Annotated in this window: 13 protein-coding genes (1 of these 13 cut by a window edge); 3 read left to right on the top strand and 10 right to left on the bottom strand. The window is 69.9% G+C overall.

Going from position 1 to position 23,805, the window contains the following annotated elements; all coding sequences use genetic code 11:
• From LIU39_RS20400 to LIU39_RS20415, 4 genes are all read right to left on the bottom strand, one after another.
• A protein-coding gene (locus LIU39_RS20400; RefSeq protein WP_227048242.1) for a non-ribosomal peptide synthetase crosses the window boundary here: on the bottom strand, window positions 1-2,545 show its 5' portion. The gene continues 692 nt to the left of window position 1, outside the view; the window shows 2,545 of its 3,237 coding nt (coding positions 1-2,545); it begins with the start codon at window positions 2,543-2,545; its stop codon lies off the left edge, out of view.
• On the bottom strand, window positions 2,542-8,949 hold the full coding sequence (locus tag LIU39_RS20405; protein WP_308409401.1) for a non-ribosomal peptide synthetase: 6,408 nt from the start codon (window positions 8,947-8,949) through the stop codon (window positions 2,542-2,544). Before LIU39_RS20405 ends, LIU39_RS20400 begins: the two co-directional genes overlap by 4 nt.
• A gap of 39 nt (window positions 8,950-8,988) precedes the next feature.
• Window positions 8,989-11,415: a penicillin acylase family protein gene (locus LIU39_RS20410; RefSeq protein ID WP_227048244.1), complete on the bottom strand. Its 2,427-nt coding sequence runs from the start codon at window positions 11,413-11,415 to the stop codon at window positions 8,989-8,991.
• Between the two features lie 449 nt (window positions 11,416-11,864).
• A complete protein-coding gene (locus LIU39_RS20415) occupies window positions 11,865-12,071 on the bottom strand; it encodes a hypothetical protein (RefSeq protein WP_227048245.1) in 207 nt (68 codons plus the stop codon).
• 162 nt (window positions 12,072-12,233) lie between these two features.
• On the opposite strand from LIU39_RS20415, the gene LIU39_RS34980 reads away from it, so the two are divergent.
• Window positions 12,234-12,356, top strand: a complete 123-nt coding sequence (locus LIU39_RS34980) for a hypothetical protein (protein ID WP_264483046.1) — start codon at window positions 12,234-12,236, stop codon at window positions 12,354-12,356.
• Window positions 12,357-12,453: 97 nt separating this feature from the next.
• Here LIU39_RS34980 and LIU39_RS20420 read toward each other — a convergent pair whose 3' ends face one another.
• From LIU39_RS20420 to LIU39_RS20435, 4 genes are all read right to left on the bottom strand, one after another.
• A complete protein-coding gene (locus LIU39_RS20420; protein WP_227048246.1) occupies window positions 12,454-12,624 on the bottom strand; it encodes a hypothetical protein in 171 nt (56 codons plus the stop codon).
• A gap of 325 nt (window positions 12,625-12,949) precedes the next feature.
• Window positions 12,950-14,164, bottom strand: a complete 1,215-nt coding sequence (locus LIU39_RS20425; RefSeq protein WP_227048247.1) for a S8 family peptidase — start codon at window positions 14,162-14,164, stop codon at window positions 12,950-12,952.
• A 708-nt stretch (window positions 14,165-14,872) separates the two neighbouring features.
• Window positions 14,873-15,220 carry a hypothetical protein gene (locus LIU39_RS20430; RefSeq protein ID WP_227048248.1) on the bottom strand — a complete coding sequence of 116 codons (348 nt, stop codon included), beginning with the start codon at window positions 15,218-15,220 and terminating at the stop codon, window positions 14,873-14,875.
• 622 nt (window positions 15,221-15,842) lie between these two features.
• Window positions 15,843-17,258 (bottom strand): DEAD/DEAH box helicase, encoded by a 1,416-nt coding sequence (locus LIU39_RS20435; RefSeq protein WP_227048249.1) that lies wholly within the window; start codon window positions 17,256-17,258, stop codon window positions 15,843-15,845.
• Window positions 17,259-18,283: 1,025 nt separating this feature from the next.
• Here LIU39_RS20435 and LIU39_RS20440 point away from each other — a divergent pair.
• Complete coding sequence (locus LIU39_RS20440) at window positions 18,284-18,733, top strand: hypothetical protein (protein WP_227048250.1); 450 nt, start codon at window positions 18,284-18,286, stop codon at window positions 18,731-18,733.
• A 137-nt stretch (window positions 18,734-18,870) separates the two neighbouring features.
• Here LIU39_RS20440 and LIU39_RS20445 read toward each other — a convergent pair whose 3' ends face one another.
• Together LIU39_RS20445 and LIU39_RS20450 are read right to left on the bottom strand one after the other, a co-directional pair.
• Complete coding sequence (locus LIU39_RS20445) at window positions 18,871-19,053, bottom strand: hypothetical protein (RefSeq protein WP_227048251.1); 183 nt, start codon at window positions 19,051-19,053, stop codon at window positions 18,871-18,873.
• A 325-nt stretch (window positions 19,054-19,378) separates the two neighbouring features.
• Window positions 19,379-20,869 carry a carboxylesterase/lipase family protein gene (locus tag LIU39_RS20450; RefSeq protein WP_227048252.1) on the bottom strand — a complete coding sequence of 497 codons (1,491 nt, stop codon included), beginning with the start codon at window positions 20,867-20,869 and terminating at the stop codon, window positions 19,379-19,381.
• Window positions 20,870-21,668: 799 nt separating this feature from the next.
• Between LIU39_RS20450 and LIU39_RS20455 the strand changes: the two genes are divergently transcribed.
• Entirely contained in the window at window positions 21,669-23,774 is a 2,106-nt protein-coding gene (locus LIU39_RS20455) for a bifunctional polysaccharide deacetylase/glycosyltransferase family 2 protein (protein WP_227048253.1), read from the top strand.
• Window positions 23,775-23,805 lie beyond the last annotated feature (31 nt).

Consider the following 23,805-nt stretch of genomic DNA (forward strand, 5'->3'; position numbering starts at 1 on the left):
CGACTCGTTGGCGCACCATGTCGCCGGTGCGGTAGACACGGCTGCCGGGTCGGCCGTACCGGTCGGGGACGAACGCCTCGGCCGTTTTGTCCGGAAGACCCGGATAGCCCCGGGCCAGCGCCGGGCCGCCGACAAGCAGTTCCCCGGTCATGCCGTCGGGGACCGGCAGCCCGTGCTGATCGGCCACCCAGACCCGCGCCGTACCGACCGGAGTCCCGATCGTGGGCGGGCCACCGCCCGCGCCGACCACCCCGCACGTCGCGTAGGTGGTCGCCTCGCTGGGCCCGTAGAGGTTGCGCACCACGGTGCGGACGCGGCGGCGGTGCAGCCGGTCGGCCAACTCCCGGGGCAGCGGCTCTCCGGCGAGGTTCACCGAGCCGACCGAGTCGGGAATCCCGTCGGTGTCCAACAGTGCGGCGACGGCGGACGGGACGGAGTTGAGCAGGCTCGCCCCGGCCGCGGCAGCGGTCTCGGGGATCCGCAGGGCGTCCTCGACCAGCACCACGGTGCCCTCGTGCACCAGCGGTGCGAACAGTTCGAAGAAGGCGAGATCGAAGCCGACCGACGTGGTGGCAAGGGCCTTCCGCAGTTCGGTGCGGTCGAACTCGCCGCCCGCCCAGCGCAGGAACGCCGCCGCACTGCGGTGTTCGATGGCCACGCCCTTGGGCCTGCCGGTGGATCCCGAGGTGTAGAGCACGTAGGCCAGTGCTGTCGGAGGCACGGTCACCCGGTGCGGCAGGGACGGCGAGTCGACCCGCTTCCCTGGTACCCGCACCGTGGGCGGCAGCGCAACCCCGGCGGCACCCCTGCGTACCAGCAGCTCGTCGTCGCCGATCAGCAGCCGCGACCCGCTCTCGGCCAGCATCAACCGGACGCGTTCGGCGGGCTGTTCGGTGCCGATCGGCAGGTACGCCGCTCCCGCTTTGAGTACGCCCAGCAGGGCGACGAGCAGTTCCGGCGTCCGCGGCAGCCAGACCCCGACCACGTCGCCGGGACGGCATCCCTGGGCGGCCAGGTGCGAGGCGAACTGGTCGGACCACTGGTCCAGTTGACGGTGACTCAGCTGGCGGGAACCGTGCACGACGGCCACCGCGTCCCGATGGCGCGCCGCTGCGGCGGCCACCATGCGGTGCACCAGTTCTCCCTGACCGGGATCGATGGCCGCCGGGGCACACACACGGTGCCGCTGGCGTGGGGTCAGCAGCGAAAGCCACGCCACCGGCTGTTCCGGCTCGGCCGGCGCGGCGGCGAGCAACGCCCGGAACTGGCGGCACCAGGCGGCCAGTTCCGCTTCGGTGCATCGCCCGCCGTCCGCCTCGAAGATCAGTTCAAGTCCGTCGGGTGTGTCCGCCGCGGTGACGGTCAGTTCGTACTTCGCGGCCGCGGCGGGTACGTCGACGAACCGCGCGCCCAATCCGGGCAGGCTGGGTGGGCTCGGCGGCTGCTGGTAGGCGAAGAGCACCTGGAACAGCGGAGAGGTCTCCAGTTCCCGGGGCAGCCCGAGCGCGTCGACGATCCGCTCGAAGGGCAGCAGCCGGTGTTCGAACGCGTCGAGCAGCGTGTTCCTGGTCCTGCGCAGGACCTCGGCGAAACTCGGTTCCCCGTGCAACCGCAGACGCAGCGGCAGGGTGTTGATCAGCAGGCCGACGGTGCCGGTGGCAGGCTCGGCGTCGCGCAGGCCGACCGGTGCGCCGATGATCACGTCCTCCTGGCCGCAGTACCGGCTGACCAGGCATCCGAGTGCGGCCAGTAACGCCATGTGCATGGTGCTTCCGGTCTGCCGACACAGCCTCGCCAGACCGGTGAGGTCCGCGCGGCCCAGCCGTTCGACCCGTCGTACCGGGCGGGACGCCTGTCCGTCTCGGCCGCCGCTGAACGGCGTGCTGTGCGAGGGCGCCGCGCTCAGCTCCGTCCGCCAGAACTCGACCGATCCCCCGGCTTCCTCGGCCGCCTCCCGTTGCCGGGCCGCGAGTTCCGGATAGCTTGCCGTCCGTGCCCGCGCGGGCGAGGGAGTTCCGGTGGCCGCGCACCGGTACAGCGCCTCCAACTCCTCTCGCACCACGGCGAGCGACCCACCGTCGAACACCAGGTGGTGGACCGACAGCACGAGCAGGTGTCGCCGTGGTGTCAGCCGCAGCAGGAGCCAGGTCACCGGTGGCCCCGCGGTCAGGTCGAACGGCCGGGCGGCGATCCCGGCGAGCAGCCGGTGCACTTCCGTCTCCGCACTCGCGTCTTCCGTGCCGGGCAGATCGATGAGCCGCAGTCGTGGTGGCGCCGTCGTGAAGTGCTGACCGGGCTCCGCGCCGTCGTCGGTGAAGACCGCGCGTAACATCTCGTGCCTGCTGCCGATCTGGCGAATCGCCGAGCGCAGTGCCGGTACGTTCAGCGGTCCCGTCAGCTCGATCGCGGTGGGGATGTTGTACGCCGGGTTGTCCGGCGCCAGCCGCTGGAGGAACCACAACCGCTGCTGGGCGGCGGCCAGCGGCAGAGAACGGTAGGACTCGCCTTCCCGGGCTCGGCTGCCGGCCGTCATCTGCACGCTCATGCCTGGCCCCCCGCGGGAGCCGCGGGGAAGACCCCGTTCGCCTCGGCGGGTTCCGCGCCCGGTGTCCTGGCTTCGTCCACCACGAGCGCGAACTCGGCGATGGTGGGCGCGTCGAACAGCCTGCGCACCGACAGCCCGGTTCGGAACAGCTTGTTCGTCGCCGCGATTGCCTGCATCGCACGCAGCGACTCGCCCCCGATGTCGAAGAAGTGGTGATGCACCCCGACCTGATCGACCTTGAGCACCGTGGACCAGATGTCGGCGAGCAGTCGCTCGGTCTCGGTACCGGGCGCCGTGTACGGCAGTGCGGCCCCCGGCTCCGGCTCCGGGAGCTGCGCCCGGTCGACCTTGCCGGTGCTGGTCAGCGGTACCGCGTCCAGCACGACGAAGGTGCTGGGCACCATGTATCTCGGCAGCCGGTCCCGGACGTACTTCTGCAGTTCCGGCTGGGCCGGACGCTCGCCCGGCTCCGGGACCACGTAGGCGACGAGCTGCTTCTCCCCGGTCTCACCACGGGCCATCACGATGGACCGCTGGAGCGCAGGGTGGGCGTCCAGCACGGCCTCGATCTCCACCGGTTCCACCCGGAAGCCGCGGATCTTGACCTGGTGGTCGTTGCGGCCCAGGAACTCCAGGTCTCCCGTGGGCAGGAACCGGCCGAGGTCACCGGTGGCGTAGCGGCGGGCGCCGGGGGCCGCGCTCCACGGATCCGGCTGGAACACCGCCGCGGTGGCGGCCGGTTGCCGCAGGTAGCCGCGGGACACGGCGGCTCCCCCGATGTGCAGTTCGCCGGCCACCGCGACGGGCGTCTGCCTGCCGTGCTGGTCCAGGGTCTGCACCCGGGTGTTGGCGACCGGACGGCCGATGGGCAGCTGGGGCTGCTCCCCCGGTTCCGTGCCGGTCCACGCCGTGCTCCACACCGTCGCCTCGGTGGGGCCGTACTCGTTGGCGAGAAGGCCGTGGGGGAGCTTCGCGCGGCACGCCTCGTACAGCGCCGCCGGTGCCGCCTCCCCCGCCGTGATCACCCTGACCAGGGATTCGAGCTCCCGTGGGCCGGACTGCTCCAGCAGCGGGCCCAGCAGGGACGGGATGCCCAGGGTGTGCGTCGGGCGCTGCCGGGAGATCACGGTGGACGTGCTCAGCGGATCGAGTTGGGTGCCTTCCTTCGGCAGCACCAGGGTGCCACCGGTCGACAGCGTCCAGAAGATCCCGGCCACCGAGCTGTCGAAGGCGAAGGAGGACAGCAGCAGGAACCGGTCGACCGGCTCCGGGTACGCCCTGTTCCTGGCGGCGATCGAGGCGGTCACGTTGCGGTGCTCGACGACGACACCCTTGGGCCGTCCGGTCGAGCCCGAGGTGTAGATGACGTACGCGGCGTTGGCCGGGCCGGTGCCACTGGCCGGGTTGCGCGACGGTTCCCGGCCGACCGCGCGGAAGGCGTGGTCCACCACGAACGGCTCGGCCTCCGGCGGGACGCGGTCGGCCAGGTGCTGCTGGACGAGCACGACTTCGGCCCCGCTGTCCGCCACGAGGGAGGCGGCGCGCTCGTCCGGTTGAGCCGGGTCCAGGGGCAGATAGGCGGCCCCTGCCTTGAGCACGCCGAGCAGGAACACGATCTGGTCGATGGAGCGTCCGGCGAAGACGCCGACGGCGTGTTCCCGGCCGACTCCCCTACGGCGCAGTCCGTGCGCCACCTGGTTGGCGCGCTCGTTGAGCGCCCGGTAGCTGATGACCGCGCCGTCGAAGTCCACCGCGACCCGGTCCGGGGCCGCGCTCGCGCGATCCTCCACCATCTCGTGCAGACAGCGCTGCGGTACGGGGCTGCGGCCACCGTCGGTGAACCCGTCGAGCAGTGCGCGGTCCCGGGCCGGCAGTTGGTCGACGGTCCCGTAGTTCGCGGCCGGGTCGGCCACGATCGCCGTCAGCACCCGCACGTAGCAGTCCCGGACGCTCTCCATGACCTCGGCGGAGAACTGGAGGCTGTCGTACTCGATCCGTACCTCAAGTTGGCCGGTCGTCCGGTTGAGCCGGAAGATGCCGCAGAACGGGAAGGTCGACTCCCCGTAGAGCTCGTTGGCCACGTGCTGGATGCCGCGCTCGATCCACCGGTCCAGGACGCTGAACACGTGGTAGTTGGTGAAGAAGAAGAGCGTCTCGGCGAGCGGCTCGTTGCCCTGGTGCCGTTTGAGTTCGGCCATGGGCAGCCGCCGGTAGGGCATCGACTGCCGCTCGGACCGCAGGGTGGCCTCGATCAGCTCCAGCCAGCTGCCGCCGGCCATCCGGACGCGCAGCGCGAGGCTGTTGACGAACAGCCCGACAGCGGTACTGCCGTCGACCGTCTCGGGCCGGCCGTTGGTCACGGTGTAGGTCAGTGTGTCGACGTTGCCGCCGTAGGCCGACATGACGGCGAGGTGGGCGGCCAGCAGCACGCTCTTGAGCGGCATCGCGTGCGCCGTGGCCGCCTGTTTGAGCTGGTCGGACAGGTCCTGGGAGACGGGAACGACGATCCGGACGATCTCCCGGTCACCCTTGTCGGCCCGTGGCCCGGCAGCGGTCCCGGTCCTCGGCAGCCGCATCAGCGTCGCATCGGCGAGGTAGTCGTTCCAGAATGCGTAGTTCTCCTGGCGCCCCAGGGCGTCCAGTTCGAGGGCCACGGCGTCGTTCATGCCGGTCTTGGGGGGCCGGATCGAGAGGGGCTCGTCGAACATGAGCGAGAAGTAGTGGCTGAACAGCTCCGTGATCATCAGGGCTTCGCTCCACCCGTCGACGATCTCGTGGTGGAAGCCGTAGGTGAACTGGAAGTCGTCGTCGCTGCGGCGGTGCACCATGAACCGGATGAGCGGGTAGTCGTGCAGCTCGAAGCCGCGCAGCTTCTCCCGGTCGATCCAGGCGCTGACCCTGCCGTCCTGCTCCTGCTCGGCCAGGCCGCGCACGTCCTCGAAGTACAGCGGCGTCTCGAAGCTGCCGTGCACGACCTGCAAGGGGCGGCTGTAGGCCGTCATGTCGAACGACGTCCGCAGCATCGGATGACGTTCGACGAGCTGCCGGACGACGGTGCGCAGCACGTCGAGGTCGAACGGCGCGCGGAGCCGTACCGACGCAATCGCGTGGTAGACGGCGGACTTCGCGGCGAAGTCGCGGTGGAAGATCATCCCTTCCTGGAGCAGGCTCAGCGGGAAGGCGTCCCGCACCTCGTCGGGAAGCCGCTCCCGGTCCTCCGCGTCGATCAGGGCGAACGGAGCGGTGGTCGGCACGTCGGGCTCCGGGCGCTTGCGCTCCACGGCGGCCGCGCAGTCCCCGATGACCGGGTTCTGGTGCAGATCGGCGACGGTGACGTCCAGCCCGCGGGTCTGGGCCCGGCTCACCACCATCACGCTGCGGATCGAGTCGCCGCCGAGCACGAAGTAGTTGTCGGCCCTCCCGACCCGGTCCACCCCGAGCACCGTGGCGACCGCGCCCGCCAGGATCTCCTCGGTTTCGGTGCGCGGAGCCACGTATGCGGCCGCGGACCGGCTCGCGGTCGTCGGTACGGGCAGTGCGGCCCGGTCGAGCTTGCCGTTGGCTGTCACGGGCAGCGCGTCGAGCACCATGACGGCGGCGGGGACCAGCAGCTCCGGCAGCCGGGTACGACAGTGTTCGATCAGCGCGCGGGGGCTCGGGGCCGGGCCGTCGGTGTCCTTGCCTGGCACCACGTAGGCCACCAGCCTGAGTTCCCCCGCCAGTGGCGAGGAGCCGCCGGGATCGTCGTCCCGCCGGGCGATGACCACCGCGTGCTCGACCCCGGGGTGGGAGCGCAGCGCGCTCTCGACCTCGGCGGGTTCCACCCGGACGCCGCGGATCTTGACCTGGTCGTCGGCGCGGCCCAGGAATTCGAGGGTGCCGTCAGCCCGGCGGCGTGCCAGATCGCCGGTCCGGTACAGCCGGGAGCCCGCGGTGGCGAAGGGGTTGGGCACGAAGCGCTCTTCGGTGAGCTGTGGCTGACCGAGGTAACCGTCGGCGACACCGGCTCCACCGATGTAGAGCTCTCCGATCGCCCCGTCGGGAACCGGGCGGCGGCGGGCGTCCAGCACATGGGTCTGGGTCCGGGCGATCGGTGCCCCGATCGGCACGGAACCGTGCCACGGCCCGTCCCCGTCGAGCCAGTGGGCGGCGCTGCCGACCACGGTCTCGGTCGGACCGTATTCGTTGACCACCTGGGCACCGGCGGCGTGGAACAGCGCGGCGCTCTCGGCGCGCAGCGCCTCGCCGCCGACCACGACCGTGCGCACGCTGCCGGTGATCTCCTCGGGACCGACCAGCTGGGCGACGATGTCCAGGTGCGTCGGTGTCAGCTTGACCAGGCTGAGGTCCCGCATGTCGCGCAGCACCGACACCAGTCCGGTCACCCCGACGGTTTCGGACAGCAGGATGACCCGCTGGCCGGTCAGCAACGGGCCGAGCAGGCCGGTCAGCGTCAGATCGAAGCTGATCGAGGTGTGCACCAGCGCGCCGCTGCCCTGGTCCAGTGCGTAGGCGGTGGCCGCCCAGGAGAGGTAGTTGACCAGACATCGGTGCGGGACGACGACGCCCTGGGGCTGCCCGGTGGTGCCGGAGGTGTACAGCAGGTAGGCGGTGTCGTCCCCGGACACCGGCACATCGACCGGGGTCCGGGGGCGGCCGGCGAGTTCGGTGGGGTGCCCGTCCATCGCGAGCACCGGCAGCTCCAGCTCACCGAGCCGGTTCAGCACCGCTTTGGTGGCCAGCACCATCTTCGGCGCCGCGTGCCGGAGCACGAAGTCCACCCGGGCCGGCGGGTATCCGATGTCGACGGGGACGAACGCGGCGCCGGCCTTGAGCACGCCGAGCAGCGCGACCAGCAATTCCGGGGACCGCCCGATGGACACCACCACCTTGTCACCGCGTGTCACTCCGGACACCATCAGGTGACGGGCCAACTGATTGGCTTTCGCGTCCAATTCGGCGTAGCTGAGTTCAGTGCCCTCGAACGCGACGGCGGCCCTGTCCGGCTGCCGGGACGCCTGCCTCGCGAACAGCTCGTGCACAGCCGCTGACGGGACCTCGGCAGCAGGACCGACGCCAGAGGCGAGCACCAGCTCCCGCTTCTCGGCGGAAAGCAGCTCGATCTCACCGATCCGGAGCGTCCCGTCCGCGAGGACCGCGCGAAGTGCAGTCGTGAAGCCGTCGGCGAGAGCCGTGGCGGTGGCGGGATCGACCAGGGCTGCGTCGTACTGAACCTCGATGTCGAGGGTGTGACCGGCCCGCACACAGCTCAGCTCCAGGTCGGCCGTGCCCGTCCTCCTCTCCTCGACGATCGTGTAGCGGACGCCGTCCGCCAGCACCGGCTCCGCGGCGACACGGAAGTCGAAACAGACGAGAGTGCTGCGTCCGAGGGCCCGGTGGCCGGCCAGCACGGCCGGGTCCAGGTGGTCGATCCGGTGCTCGGCGTCGCGGCGCCGGCCGGCGGTTTCCCTTGCGACGGAAAGGAATTCCTGCTCGGCCGTGAACTCGCCGCGAAGGGGTAACTCCCGTTCCAGCACACCCACCGTGTGGTCGATAGCAGGATGGCTCCGGCCGGACGAGGCCAGCAGGACCAGAGCGCTGTTCTCGCCCGCCAAGCGCCACACCATCACCCGGAACACGGCGTCCAGCACTGATTCGGCATCGATCTCGTTGGCCGTGGCGAATTCATCGAGCGCGGTGGCGACCGAGACCGGCTCCGGGCGGTATGCCCGCCGATCGGGTTGATGCCCGGTGGTCCGGTCCGCACTGCTCAGCATGGAGCCGCTGTCGCCCTCGGCCAGCCGGTCGGCCCACACGGCACGCTCGGCGGCGCCGTCCGCAGCGGTGAGGAGTTCGTTGTGCCAAGCCGCGAAGTCGGCGTACTGCACAATGTCCGCCGCGGGCGGCAGCACTTCGTCACCCGCGTACGCGGCGGCCAGCTCCATGGCGACCAGACGTAACGAACTCCGGTCGGCGATCATGACGTGCGCGGTGAGGATGAGGACCGCCCGGTCAGCCCCGACATCCGCGAGCAGTACCCGGAATCCCCGACCGGACCTGGGGTCGACCGACGCCCTTTCCACGGCCCCGAGTTCATCCAGCGCCGTGGTGAGTGCCGTACCTGGCCCCGAGGTCACCTCGGTGATGCGCAGCTCGATGTCGGCGGGATCGCCGATGACCTGAGTGGGCACCGACCTGCCCTCGCTGACAACAAGGCTCGTGTACAGCGACTCATGGCGACGCACCACTGCGGACAGCGCCGAGCGCAGTTTGGTGCGGTCCAGCCCGCCGTCCAGTGTCACCCAGACCTGCATTTCGCGGTGGGGGCCGACGGAGGATAATTGTGACCATTGTTGGCGCTGCTGTGGGGAAACAGCAAACCCTGGTTTGTTCGTCATTACCATCAGCCACCTCCGCTACAAGTGCGTGCGTTATCAGTTCGACTACCGTCCCGTGACTACGGTGGTATCCAGTGCGGGGTCCGCGAGGATATCCGGCCACGTGAACAAGCAGTTCCGTACTCTTCCCTGTGCGAACAGCCCTTGCTGGTCGGCGAAATGCGGTGAGCCCGGGTCAATGGACTCCGAGAAGGTGAGCAATCCCTTGGCCACCGGTCCGTGTTGGGTGAACTGCACTGCCAACAACATGCTGGTGCCCGTGTTGACCTGAAAGCCGTCCGACGGCTGGACCGGTTCTGTCGTGGTGCCCGGATCCGGGGTGTACTCCACGACGTTGAGCCCACCGAGTGCGTCGACAGTTCCCGGCATCGGCAGCCGCTTGCCACCTTTGTTCTCGTACTGCACGGAGCCGAGCGAGACGTCGAGCGGAAAGCCGGCGGCCTCCAGCTTGTGCTGCGCATCGGTGATCGCCGGTCCCAGTACCGCGGGATCCGGTTTCGGTGTACCCGGGGTGTGCACCGGATCGCGCGGATCGAACGCCTTGCTGAGCAGCGGGCCCGCTGACACCAGGGCATCGCGGTCGGCTGCCAGCACATTCGACATCACCTCGCGCCACAGCACGGCTCCTCTGCTGTCGGCCGAGAATCGACCGTCCCAGTTGCCGAGTACGTGGCAGGCTTTCGCCTCTCCGACGTGCGCACGGCACAGCTTGCGTACCGGACCGAGCAGCAGCCGGGAGCTCAGCGTTTCGTCGGACAGCACCGCAGAAACGAGTTCGCCGGGATCGAAGCGGTGATCGGGGCCCTGCCCGGAGTCGGCGAGCTGGAGGGCGTTGAACCGCGCCCTGGCGTCCAACGCGGTCCGTTGTTCCCCCAGCAGCGCGGAAAAACCTTCAAGAGGGTGTTGCGGATTGGCGATCCACGGGCTGTTGTTCGCGTTGAAGACGTAGTCCCTGCGGGTGAGCTGCGGCCACCGGTTCGGCGGAAGCAGCCCCGGCGCGGCTGCTCCGGGGCTCTCCAGCCAGTCCTGCCGGGGATCACTGCCGTCCAGGAGGCCGATCGGGCTCGCCAACCACGCCTCGGTCGCCGCCTTTCCCAGATCGGGAGTGCTCGCGGGATCTCCGTACCAGGTGTCCCCGCTGCGATCGGCGGCCAGGGTGTTCAGCCACGGCGTGCCGTACCTCGCGTTCGCAGCAGCGACCTCGGCAACGCTGCCGGACTGCGCCATGGCAAGCCAGAAATCGAGCTCCCGGGTGTTGCCGGCGTTCGCATCACGGAAGGCGATCGCGCTGGTGGTACTCCACCCGTCGCCCGGATCCAGCGAGGAGAGGTCAACGATCGGCCCGTAGTCGGTTGACCACAACGTCCTGGTGACCGCGCCGAGTCGGGAATCGGCGAGCTTGACCTGGATCGACAGGGTGGTCGGCCGCAGATGCAGGACGCGGTCACCGCTGCGATAGCTCGTTCGGTCTCCCGCGAGCAACTGGAGCTTGGCGAAGGTATAGCGGGCACCTGGTGCGACCGTATGGGTCCAGGCGACCTTCTCGTTGAAGCCGATCTGGACTCCTGGCAGGCCGCCGACCCCGGAACCGTAGACGTTCAGCTCGCCGGGGACCGTGAGCTGGCACTCCCACAGTTGAAGCTCTCCCTGCCAGGGAAAATGCGGGTTGGCCAGCAGTGCCCCCCGGCCGGTGGACGATCGGTCGCCGCCGATCGCCCAGCCGTTGCTGCCCGGCCCCGAGCCAGGGGACTCCCGTAGCGCCCGCCGGACCGAGTCGGCCACGACGGCCGGTGGAACCCGCAGGCCCCGCGTGTGCCGTGGATCAGAGCGGTGGACGGCCGGTGGCTGCGCCACAGCGATGGCGGGCAGCATTGCCCGGCCGCTGGACGCGATCGCAAGATCCTGCTCGTAGGCAAGGAGATCCACGGCGGTGATGGGCGCGATCCACGGCTGCCCCGCGCACCAGCCGTGGACGCCGCCCGGCCCGACCGTGGCCAGGTACCGGTTGTATCCGGCGGCGTAGCCCTCAAGCATGGACCGAGCACGGCTCGACAGCGTCGGAAGCGCCTGCCTTGCCTGGTCCACCAAGCGCAGGGCCCGATACCCGAAGTCGGACGCCAGATACTGGTCCTCCGGTCCGGGGCCGAGCCACCGCGCGCGCTCGCCCCGGACCTTGACCACCTGGTCCGCGAGATCACACAGCCGATCCTGGGCGTAAGCCCAGCCCTGACCGAACGCCACACTGCCCAGACTCGCCGCCCGGATGTGCGGGATCCCATAAGTCGTTCGCCGTATCTCGGCGCGGTAGCCGACCTCGGCGACCGCGAGCTGCCGGCCGGCGACGGGCGACGGCGCCGCGCCTGCCGACGCCGGGTCCGGTGAGACCACCGGCAACAACAACGCGATGACGGACACCACGGCCGGTAAAATCGGCGAGGCTCGGCGCCGGTATTTCTGAGCGTCAGGGATCATGGACAGAGCCTCTCGCCTCCGACGGGCACAGCTATTCCCGAATCACGAAAAGCCTTTCGGTCCGCAGTGGAGCCCCCACCCCAGACCCCCAGCTCGGACTGATAGCAATTACTACACACCGCCACCCACGAAAACAAGAGGGCGGTAAGAACACTTTCCGGTCCCCGTCCTTTCGGTGCAGGCAGCAGCTGTGCCGACCGAATGAAAAGCGTCTGCGATCGGAAATCCTTTCGGAACCCGGGACTTGAGGTTCCAGAGAAATCAGTGCGCCGAATGGGAAGCAAGTGCACGATGCGTTGCACTACAGAGTTCAAATGGAACGCGACCGCGCTCACCAACTCCACGGTCCGCACTGCCATCGAAATTTACCGGGAACTCGGGGCGAGCCCGGAAAGGCATTATTGAGCCGAAACTCTTTGGATATACATTCGATGACGTAGCGGACGCACTCAGGTTCCGGGTCTCGGCCGGCTCGGTGCGGAAGTGACGGCGGCAGTGGCGCGAGGGCGGCGGCAGGCGCTGCGGGTGGCGGGGGCGCCGAACAGCGCCCGGCGCAGCGGGCTGTCATCGGCGGCGGGATCCAGGACGGCGACGACGCGGTGCGTCTGCCGGCAGGCGAGGCCGATCTCGTCGGCGGCGGGGAGTACCAGGGTCATTGACGCTCCGTCTGGAAGACCATCACCGGGCACAGCCGCGAATGTCTGACCAAGGTGGCTCCACCGCCACGACCGCATCCTCAGCGCACCCCAACCCACCGCCCCCACCCACAACTTGACGACGCCATCTCTACCGTCAAGTACGAGGAAGTCCACTACGGCGTGTGGGTCTTCGGGAACGGCACCTTCACCAACAACGGCGACCGGGGCTGGAGCAACTGGGGTATGACCGGCTGGTTCGACAGCAGCAATGACGGCAAGACTGCCGCCTTCCAGCAGTCCTGACCGGCCCCTGGAGCCACCGGGCACCGTCGGCACACGTGGCGGCTGCCTGGACCAGATCGCTCCGATCAAGCCGATAGCGGGTAGGTTCCGTCGGCGTTCAGCGTGTGGAGCCGGGGAAGACTTCGAGCCGCTGTTCGCCGGGTGCCCGTGGGGCGAGGACGCTCTCGTAGTGGTGGTCGGTGGAGAGGTTCACCGATCGCTGAAGACGCCAGGCCAGTGCGGCGTCGACGGTGTCGGCCAGGCCACGGTGAGGGTACCGGCGTCCCATTCGATGGCGAGGGGGCCGGCCCAGGCAGGCAGCCTGAAGAGGTGGGGTGAGACGTCCTTCCGTCCCTTGATGCGTCCGCCTGCTACGGCGTGCCGCGAGCCTGCCCACCACCTCGTACATCTGCTGCGGGGTCGACGGGGCGCCGGAAAGCGGCCCTTGCGCCGTTTCTGTGCTCAGTCCGTCGAGCAAGAAGTGCCATGCCCGCCACCTCGGCGGCGGGCACCAAACCGGTCGCACTCATGACGGAGGCGGTATGTGCCATGCCGCCTCCGTCACGGCCGTCATGCGCCGTCATGAACCATCCGCCGGGCGGTGGCCGGAGTGTTCAGAGTTCGCCGACGTACAAGAGGCGGTCGGGAGAGTCCGTACCGGGTGAGACGACGGCGCCGGTGGTGGCGGTGTCGGTGAGGCGACGGGCGATGTCCTGGGCCGTGGCCCGGGGGTCCTGCGCCAAGAGGAGAGCGGCCGCGCCTGCGGCATGGGGACTGGCCATGGAGGTGCCGCTGAGTGTGCGGGAGCCGCCGCCGAGCCGGGCGGAGACGATGTTGACGCCGGGCGCGTACAGCGACAGGCACGGCCCGTAGTTGCTGAATCCGGCCTGGTGGTCCTGCCGGTCGGTGGCGCCCACGGCCAGGGCCTTCTGCGCGCGGGCGGGGGAGGCGGCGCAGGCGTCCTCGGCGTCGTTGCCGGCCGAGACGACGGGGAGGACCCCGGCGTCCGCGACGGCGTTGGTGGCGGTGTCGAGCGCGGGGGATGCGGGGTCGCCGACGGACGCGTTCAGGACGGCCGGATGCTGGGCGTGGGTGGCGATCCAGTCGAGCCCGGCGAGGGTCTGGGCCGTGGTGCCGTCGCCGGTGCAGTCCAGTACGCGCACGGCGACGAGGGAAACGCCCCTCGCCACACCGTAGGTCTTCCCACCGACGGTTCCGGCGACATGAGTGCCATGAGAGTGGCAGTCCTGCCCGCCGTGGCCGTCCCCGACGGCGTCGAACCCGACGGTGGCGCGTCCTTCGAACTCGGCGTGCCCGGTCTCGATCCCGGTGTCCAGAATGTAGGCGGTCACACCACGGCCGGTGCCCGTCACGGTGAAGCGGTCGTCGAGAGGGAGGCTGCGCTGGTCGATGCGGTCCAACCCCCAGCTGGCGGGCGCCACTTCACTTCCCGCCCCAGACTCCCTGGTGGCTACGGCGCTCCCGCCTCTGTCCGCCGGCGCGCTGTTGAGGGAGACCTGGCCGTTCTCCTCGATGGCTTCGACGGCGGGCAGCGCGCGGGCCAGCCGCAGTTGGAGTGCGGTGAGCGCGGCGGCGAACCCGTGCAGCGCGGTGCCGTAGGTGAACAGCGGTCTGACGCCCAGCTCCCGCAGCACCGCATCCGGCGAGAATGCGGGCTTGACCGTGACGATGTACTCGCCCGCCACGGCCTGTGCCGTGTGCTCCACGATCACGCGGTCCGCGCCGGGCTCGGCCGCCGCACCCGCCCCTCCCGGCAGCGCAACCAGCAGCAGAAGAACAGCCCCTACCCCACACGTACTTACGCGCATACAGACTCCATCGCAGAAGAGGAACGGGCACGCAAAGACCGGCCGTGGCGTGCCGCACCCTCCCTTTCGGCCGGCCACCGGACCGACTTGAGCAGCGAGGCGCCCGTGCTGCCCCCTCGACGCGGCATCCGCCCCGCCAAGGAGCCGGCCCTGCCACGGGGCCGACTCCTTGATGCCGGCTTCGTCGAAGCTCCCCAAGCGGCCCCGCAACGAGCCTGAGGTCCTTGCCCGTGCCAGCCCTGTTCGGCAGGGGTGTACGGCATCCCGTGTGCTCCTCGGGCCTTGGGTACAGCCCTCAGCTTCTGGCCAGCGGGGGTGCCCCTGTTCCACCGGTCGGCGGCCTGGAGGCAGCGTTTCAGGGTTCCTGAAGGTTGATCGGTCCGACGGAGCAGTTGTTGCCGGCCCGGTGAACATGGGCCGGCAACCGCGCGAGACGCTCGCTGCCGGTGAAGCCGTGGCTCCTTTGAAGCGAGGCCCGTGCTGTCCGATGGTGAGGATCAGTGGGGGGACAGGTCGGCCGCAGGGCGTGCAGAGAGGAGGAGGTCCTCGTAGGTGTGGTGGCGGCGGGTGGTGGTGCAGCAGTCCGGCCGCACGAATGTGCTCGCCGGTGTCAACGAGGGCGCGGGCGAGGGTGTCCTGGTCGTACCGGCTCTGTCAGAAGTCTCTGCCCCAGTTCCGCCGGGCTCTGATGACTTCCGAACTCGTCGTTCAGGATGTTCTGGACGCATTCGACGAGCTTCGCGGCAGCGAGATCGCGCTTGTCTCTGCGGGGGCTGAGGACATGCACCGCACCGCTCGGAGGATCAGTGGGCTGTGCAGGATCATGACCTTGTCCTGGCGGTGACGGTAGATGACGGAGATTCCACGCCCGCCGGTCTGCTCGGGCCGCGGCTCGACCACGTACGACTCCGAACCCGGGTCGGCATCGGGCAGACCGCGCCCCTGCTTCGGGTCTTCTTCGAGGGATCGGCAGACGGTCTCGACGGCTACGCGCTCGGCCTGCGTCAGTTCTGTCCGGATCTTCTCGGCGGCGTCGCTGTAGAAGGCGTGGCTCACCGGGCGTTCGTTCCAGCTTGCGCTGTAGTCCGGCGGTGACGTCGCTGGGCGGCCTCGCAAGGGCGGCCGATCCCTGCGAGTCGAATCTCAGCAGCACGCGGTGCCGGTACGCCTGGGTGATTTCCCTGACCTTGGTCAGGTCGTCCAGGTCGGCCGCGTCCAGCTCTGCTTCGAACTCCTGGCGGTCACCTGGAAATCCCCAGGTGCTTGGTATTCAAGGGCACCGGGTGGGCCGGGGCGTAGAAGAAGCCACGGAAGCGTGACAGCGTCTCCAATACCTCCTGCGGGGCACCCTGTTGCAACGCACTCGTCTCCACATCCTCGGTCTGATCATGTGCCTCCTGACCGGAGCGCACGATCAGGCCGAGGCCCCTTCCGAGTCCGGCGATACGCGACAAGCCCAGCCCCCGGGGCAACTCAACGTGCGTCCACTCGGTTGCGTGGTCCTGGACGAATTCGGCGAAGGAGCGGGGTGGGCGGACGGTCAGGGCCGGTGTCGTGAGGGCCCTGTTCCTCAGTGGGAGCCCGGAGCAGCCGGGGAGCGTCCCGGCGCTGCGGCTCGCCGGTGCCCGGATCGGCGGCGTTCTCGATCTCGGCAGGGCCGAGCAGGAACATCCGGCTCTCAGCCGCCGCGGCGCACCCGGGCCGCCTTGCGGGCCTCGGCGAGTTTACGGGCCTCGCCGGCCTTGCGGGACTTGCCGCCGGTGCCGCGGGAGGTGTCCTTGCTGGTGCCCAGGCCGCGGAAGGGGACATTGGTGTTCTTGGCCCGGGGTGCGGCGGGACCACCGTCGAGCGGGGTGCCGGAGGGGGCCTTGGCCCCGGTGATCCGGCTCAGCTCCGCCTCGCCCGAGCGCACCCTGGTGGTCGTCGGCTCGATGCCGGCCTCGGCCATCAGGCGGCTCATCTCGCTGCGCTGGTGCGAGAGGACCAGCGTGACGACGCGGCCGGACTCACCGGCCCGGGCGGTGCGGCCCGCGCGGTGCACATAGTCCTTGGGGTCGGTGGGCGGGTCGATGTTGACCACAAGATCGAGGTCGTCGACGTGCAGGCCACGGGCCGCGACATTGGTCGCCACCAGGACGGTGATCTGTCCGTTCTTGAACTGCGCAAGGGTCCGGGTGCGCTGCGGCTGGGACTTCCCGCTGTGCAGGGCCGCGGCATGCACCCCGCTGGCCCGCAGGTGCCGGGTGAGCTGGTCGACCGCGTGCTTGGTATCCAGGAACAGCAGTACGCGGCCGTCGCGGGCGGCGATCTCCGTGGCGACGGCATACCGGTCGGGGCCATGGACGACCAGCACGTGGTGGTCCATGGTCGTGACCGCGCCCGCGGACGGGTCGACCGAGTGGACGACGGGGTCATGGAGGTAGCGCTGGACCAGGTGATCGACGCCGCGGTCCAGGGTGGCGGAGAACAGCATCCGCTGGCCGTCGCGGTGCACCTGGTCGAGCGCCTCGGTGACTTGTGGCAAGAAGCCCATGTCGCACATCTGGTCAGCCTCGTCGAGGACGGTGATCCGTACCCGTCCCAGGCGACAGGCCCTGCGCTCGATGAGGTCGTGCAGGCGGCCGGGGGTGGCGACGACGACCTCGGCCCCGTCGCGCAGCGCAGCGGCCTGCCGGCCGATCGACATGCCGCCGACGACCGCGGCCATCCGCAGCCGGAGCGCGTCGGCATACGGCGCGAGTGCTTCGGTGACCTGTTGGGCCAGCTCCCGGGTAGGCACCAGGATCAGGGCGAGGGGCTGCTTCGGTTCCGCGCGCCGCCCGGCCGTCCGTGCGAGCAGCGGCAGGCCGAAGGCGAGCGTCTTACCCGATCCGGTGCGCCCGCGCCCCAGGACGTCGCGTCCCGCGATGGCGTTGGGCAGTGTGGCTGCCTGGATCGGGAAGGGCTCACGCACGCCGAGCGCGGTGAGTGTGCGCAGCACCTCGGCCGGCAGTTCCAGGTCGGCGAAGGAGGCGACCGGGGGCACCGTCGGGGTAAGGGTCACTGGCCGGGCGAGGTCGTCGTGCGAGGTGCCGGGGCGGTCCGGGTGGTTCATGAAGAGCCTTCCGCATGGGGAACGTACCGAGGAAGGCCCGGCAGGAAATGAGCAGCCGACGAACAGTGGGAACCGGCAGGCCAGAATTGCCAGCCGTCACGGCCGTCCAAACGTTTGAGGCTAACACAAGGTGACAGTGCGCCCGGCTCTGTGGTGCTGACCGACCTGCCGCTGGGGCCCAGGCCCGTCCGCATCCGCCAGCCCGGAATCCCGCTCACCGCCGAGGAGATCAACCTGCGCGAACGGCTCCCGGCCCCGCCCGAACGCCGAGATGAGGTAGGGCCTTCCCCGCGTGCTACCGGCTGATGCCGGGCACGTGGCGCCCGTCGTGCACGGAGCCAGGGAAGCAATCAAGCGCGGCCGAAGCCCGCCCGGGAGCGTGCGTTACCCACAGTGGCTCAAGGCATCATCCGCCTCGCCACCTGCTGGGATCCTGGAGGAAACTCGCACAATGCCGTCGCCCATGAAGATCGCAGACATCCGGGATATGACCTACGCGGAGCTTGAGCGCTGGTGGGAAGTAGACCCTGGTGGTCGGCGGCCGACGGCAACACTCAACCTTCCCCTCGCGCCTCCTCTACGGCCGCTGTGGCCCGCGTGCGGGTCGGTGTCGTCCCGCACACAGGCAGAGAGCACACCAGGTCTTCCCACGGGTACAGGGGAGGCGGAGAGCGAGGGGACCGGGAGGACTGCGCCGTCGACGATGGCCCGCGGGGCTGCGGTCGGGGGCCGGCCCTGCTTGATGTGGTCGACGACGAGCGCGATGGCGTCGCACATGCGCTGCGCCAGCGGCTCGTTGCCCGTGGCCGGTGTGGTACCAGTGGATGCCGCAGTGAACGTCGCGGTGGAACGTACGCAGGTACTCGACCGGTTGAGAGTCGGCGAGGGTCCGTCCGGAGCCACGCGGCGAGTTCAGGCAGGTCCGGATTCCCGCGCCCGGGTGGATGGCACCCTGGCCTGCCACCGCCCCTGGTGAACCACTGAACGAATACACACGACCACGATCGGACATCAGGGAAGTGGTGATGGAGATTGCTTCGTTGCCGTACGTCGATGAGCACACGACGGTCGTTGCGGCGGGGACCGATGACATCTGGCGCGGCCTGAGCGAAACGCTGGACCGGTCCTTCTCAGGTCCTGGTATGGCCGTCTACGCGAGACTCGTTGGGTCCATCCATTGCACAGTGTCCGGGCCACGGCCCCTTGCCGAGGGCTCAACGCTCCCCGGGTTCCGGGTAGTCGCCGCGGTCCAGGGACGTGAGCTGGTGCTCGAAGGGCGCCATTATTTCTCGTCCTACGCCCTGATCTTTCGCCTCGACCACGTCAATCCAGGATGTTCACGGCTGAGCGCCGAAAGCCGAGCCGCCTTCCCGGGCCTGGCCGGCGGCCTCTACCGAAGACTCGTCATCGGAACCGGCGGGCATACGGTCGGCATGCGGCGCCTCCTCTCCGCCATCCGCCGCCGATGCGAGTAGTGCGCATGGAGCCACTGGCCGGCCCCGCAGACGAGCTGTACCCGTGGTCGATGGCGGTTCTCTCCCCATTCGTGGGCGGGACTGGGTCACCGCCTTCGTTCGCCATGAGGAGCATGGCCGTCGGGTGACGCCGTCCGTCACTCGCGCCGGTCGAGCAGGATGACGGCTGCGGAGTAGGGGGCGAGGAATGCCGGGGCCGGACCGTCCTGGGTGGTGGGGGCGGTGTCGCCCCGCTCCCAGCTCAGCGTGCGGTCGGTGTGGTAGCCGGGAGGAAGGGAGAGGCGGAAGGCTTGCGTCTGCTCCGGGGCCTTGTTGACCACGACGGCAACGAGAACCTCATCACCGAGACCTGGCACAGCCTTTTCGGACAGGCGGAGAAAAGGTCGGCATGACCGCGCTGACGAGCCTGCGCCTCGGGAAATTCCGTGAAACGGCGTCCGACCGACAATGGATTGCCTCGTAGCGCTCGGCCGGCCCCACGTCGCGTGGAGAAGCACGCGGCCACGTCGGGCACGACCGAGCACCCGACGCGGCGACATGGCCGAGAACTGCGGCCCCTCCGTGCCCGAGCTGGTCCCTCGCCTCCTGCCTGGCTGGTGGCGAGGCACAGCGGCAGGCCGTCACGCGTGATGCCGCCGGCCGGTTCTACGTGAGATCGAAGGGGGTGGGAGGGCGGCCCTTCCAGATCTGGCGGGAGGTTTGCTCGGGGTATGGCAGGGTCTTCGGTTCGGCGGCCAGGACGCGGGTGAGCTGCTGGTCGGGGTGGTAGGCGGCCCATCCGGGGTCACCGGTGGTGGCGAACCGGACCCACGCCTGCTGGAGTTCCCTCGACACCACGACGGCCTCGGGAACGGGCTGGTCGCCGAGGAGTTGCTTGCCGGTGGGGCTGTCCATCGTGCCGAACGCCAGGGGGACGTCGAGGCTGTGGCAGGCGCCCAGGACCCCTCCGAGTGCCGGGGAGGCGAGGTGCAGCTCGAAAAGGAACGAGCTGCCGCCGGCTGCGGCGTTCGCCTCGGCCAGCAGTAGCGACGGCATCCGGAAGGTGCTGTCGGAGTACACCGTTTCCAGCAGCTCTTCCGGGGTGGCCCGCGGGTGGGCGGCACGGTAGGCGTCCGGACCGTCCGGTGCCGGGGCGAACAGGTCCAGGGCCGTGCGGGCGTCCTGGTCGGTGAACGTGCCGAACCGTCCGGCCATGACGCTGAACAGCCGGAATTCATCGCGGGTATGGCCGACGAGGAGGTCGATTCCGCTCGCGCGGCCACTGGTCAGTGCGGTCCAGGGCGTTTCGGAGAGGACATCGCCGTCGACCACGGGGCAGACGGCGATGCCGACCTGGGCGAGCCGCCCCCAACGCTGCCGGTAGTGAGGGAGGTCGACGCACAGGGAGGTGACCTCTTCGGCCAGGCGTTGGGGGGCGACCTCGGCGAGGGCCGCGACGGTGGGCGTCGTGCCGAGCCGGTCCGCGAGCACGGTGGCGACCCGCTCTGCCAGCGCGCGGGTGCTGTGGAAGCCCGGCACCGAGTGGGTGATGGCCCGTCGGAACAGGCCGCGCACCGGCTTCATCGTCAGCAAGGCGGCGATCGAGCCCGCGCCGGCGGACTGTCCGGCCACAGTGACCAGGTCGGGGTCTCCTCCGAAGGAGGCGATGTTCCGCCGTACCCAGTGCAACGCCGCGATCTGGTCAAGGAAGCCGCGGTTGGACGGGGCGCCTTCGAGAAGGGCGAACCCCTCCGCGCCCACCCGGTAGTTGATGCTCACCACGACGAGCCCCGCCCCGGCCAGTGCCGTCGGGTCGTACATCGGGTCGCTCGATGCCGCCGCCATGTAGCCGCCGCCGGGGATCCACACCAGCACCGGAAGCCCCGCCGCGCCCGGATCCGGAGTGCAGACGTTGAGTGTCAGCCAATCCGTGCCCTCCACCGAACTCGCATGAACCGGCACGGACTGCGGTACCACGGGGCCGAACTCCGCCGTCTGCCGTGTCCCTTCCCAGGGCCGAGGCGGGGCGGGTGCGGCGAAGCGGAGCGTGCCCACTGGTGGTTGGGCGTAGGGGATGCCGCGGAACACCGCGTGCCCCCGTCGCCGGCGCCCCTCGACCACACCCTCCGCCGTACACACCCGTGGCTGTTCAGGCATGTCATTTCCTTCCCCTCAGCAGACATCGGCAGACTTTTCGGCGGCGGCCAGATCCTCGACCGCCGCCACCTTCAGAGAACAGCAACCATCGCTCCTGTCCCCCGGCCCAGAGCTGGCCGCCCACCAGGATCAGCCACGCCGTCCGGTCTGAGCCGTCGCGTTCCGAGCCTGCCCACCACAGACTCGTACAGACTCATGCCGCCCGCGAGCCAGGACTTCAGGCCCAGGTTTCTCGCACGCGCGAGCACACACCTGCGATGCGACCGACGCCCAACTCTCTGATGCTGGACCGGCGGGCAGTGGCCGGTCTCCTCGCCGACCGTGTTGATGGCGGCGGCGGGGCGGGCATTGCGGAGTGTGGCGTGCAACACGTGCTTCCCGTTCTCTCCACGTAGTTTCCGGGTTCGGGAGAACAGGACTGCCGAGCGCCGCTGATGGTCTATCGCTGTACGACGAACGCCCCCTGCTCACGCCCGAGATGAGCCGTCGAGCCGTCGGGCGCTTGAGGAAGTGGTGGCGGGAACGGGCCCCGGAATGCCTCCCGTTCCGGGGCCCGCGGTGCGTCCGGAAGAGGGTAACTGCCCGCGTCCGTGCCGTAATGGGGACGGCTGCCCGTTCCGGGACCGTCCGGGGCGTCGTGGCGGGAGCCGGATCTCCAACTCGTCGGTAGGGTCCGGATACACTCCCCTGCCATGTGTGAATGGAAAGTGGAGAACGGGTGGCGAATACGGTCGCCGCGGACAGACCGGAACAGACCGGATGGTGACCGCAGACCGGACACCAGCGCAGTCCGCTCCTGATGGGGGCTCGGCACAAACAGGCGCGGGATCCGAGGGCGCACTGGCTGTTCCTCGCTCTCACCCTGCCCGTTCTCTTCGGTGCGCTGCTCTTCCAGGGCTGGACCGAGAACGAGGTCGACGGCTCCACGACCAAACAGTCCTGCACCCAGCCGGTGCCCCGGTCCGCCGCCGGCGCCGGACCCGTCCTGTCGGTGGACGGCGACCGGGTGCGCTCGGCCGCGATGCCCGCCGGTACCGTCGCCCTCACCTATGACGGCGGCCCCGACCCGTACTGGACCCCGCGGCTGCTCACCCTGCTCAAGAAGCACCGCGCGCACGCCACGTTCTTCCTCAGCGGCGCCGACGCCGCCCGCTACCCCGCCCTCGTCCGGCAGATCCGGGGCGAGGGGCACGAGATCGGCTCCCGCTCCTACACCGGAGCCGACCTGGGCAATGCCTCCGGTGTGCGCCGTGCACTCGAACTGCGGCTCACCCAGGGCGCGTTCGCGGGCGCCGACGGCTTCCGCACCAGACTGCTGCGGATGCCGATGACCACCACCGTCGCCACCCTGTGCGCCGCCGAGTGGCCTGCCGTGCAGCGCGCCTCGGCACACGGCTACCTCGTGGTCGCCGCGGACCGCTCCGGGCGGGAACCCTCCGACGGCCTGGTCCGGCAGTTCAGCCAGACCTCCCTCGCCTACCGCGAGACGGAGGGGCTGCTCGCCGACCGGAGCGCCCACCGGTTCACCACGATCTCGGAGGGCCTCGGCGCCGACGCGTCCGCCATGACCGACGTCGCCGCGCCCGACCGCTGGGCGGGCACCGCGCTGATCTGGTTCCAGTGGCTGGGCCGCGGCTTCGTCTCCACCCTCACCTGGGTGCTGACCCTCGCCGCCGCGCTCGGCCTGATCCGCCTGTTCGTCCTGGCCCTGTTCGCCCGCGCGCACGTCAGACGCCTGGAGCGGCAGCGGCCCGGTGCGCCCTGGCTGCGTGAGATCCGCGACCCGGTGACCGTCCTCGTGCCCGCGTACAACGAAGAAGCCGGCATCGGGACCACGCTGCACTCGCTGCTCGCCTCCACCCACGAGCAGCTCCAGATCATCGTGATCGACGACGGCTCGTCGGACCGCACGGTGGAGATCGCGAACGAGTACGCGGAGCAGGATCCGCGGGTGCAGGTGGTGTGCCAGCCCAACGCGGGCAAGGCCGCCGCCCTCAACCACGGTCTGGCGTACGCCCGCTGCCCGTACATCGTGATGGTCGACGCGGACACCGTCTTCGAACCGGACGCGGTCCAGCGCCTCATCCAGCCGCTCGCCCACCCGGCGGTCGGCGCGGTCAGCGGCAACACGAAGGTCGGCAACCGCACACGGCTCCTCGGGCGCTGGCAGCACCTGGAGTACGTCTTCGGCTTCAACCTGGACCGCCGGATGTTCGAGGTCCTGGAGTGCATGCCGACCGTGCCCGGAGCCATCGGCGCCTTCCGGATCGACGCACTCATGGGCGTGGGCGGCCTGAGCGAGGACACCCTCGCCGAGGACACCGACCTGACCATGGCGCTGTGGCGGGCCGGCTGGCGGGTGGTCTACGAGGAGAACGCCGTTGCCTGGACGGAAGTTCCCACCTCGCTGCGGCAGTTGTGGCGCCAGCGCTACCGCTGGTGCTACGGCACCCTCCAGGCGATGTGGAAGCACCGCGCGGCCGTCCGGGAGGTCGGGCACGCCGGGCGCTTCGGGCGACGCGGTCTGACGTACCTGCTCCTCTTCCAGGTGCTGCTGCCGCTGCTCGCCCCGGTCATCGACGTCTTCATGCTCTACAGCGCGCTGTTCACCGGCAACCCGGTGAAGTCCGTGGCGACGTGGCTCGGTTTCCTGACCGTGCAGCTCGTCGTGGCGGCGTACGCGCTGCGGCTCGACGGGGAGCGCCGGCGCCCACTGTGGTCGCTCCCCTTCCAACTCCTGGTCTACCGGCAGCTGATGTATCTCGTCGTCCTTCAGTCGGTGGTCGCCTTCGTGACCGGCAGCCGCTTGAAGTGGCAGCGCATGCACCGCTCCGGTACGGCCGCCGCGGCGGCCCAGCACATCGGCGGACCCCACGACCGCCGCAGCCTGACCGTTACGAGGTGACAACCCTGTATCCCCCCACACCCCCCACATC

It is taken from the genome of Streptomyces pinistramenti, from assembly GCF_020564935.1.
GTDB classification, from domain to species: Bacteria; Actinomycetota; Actinomycetes; order Streptomycetales; family Streptomycetaceae; genus Streptomyces; species Streptomyces pinistramenti.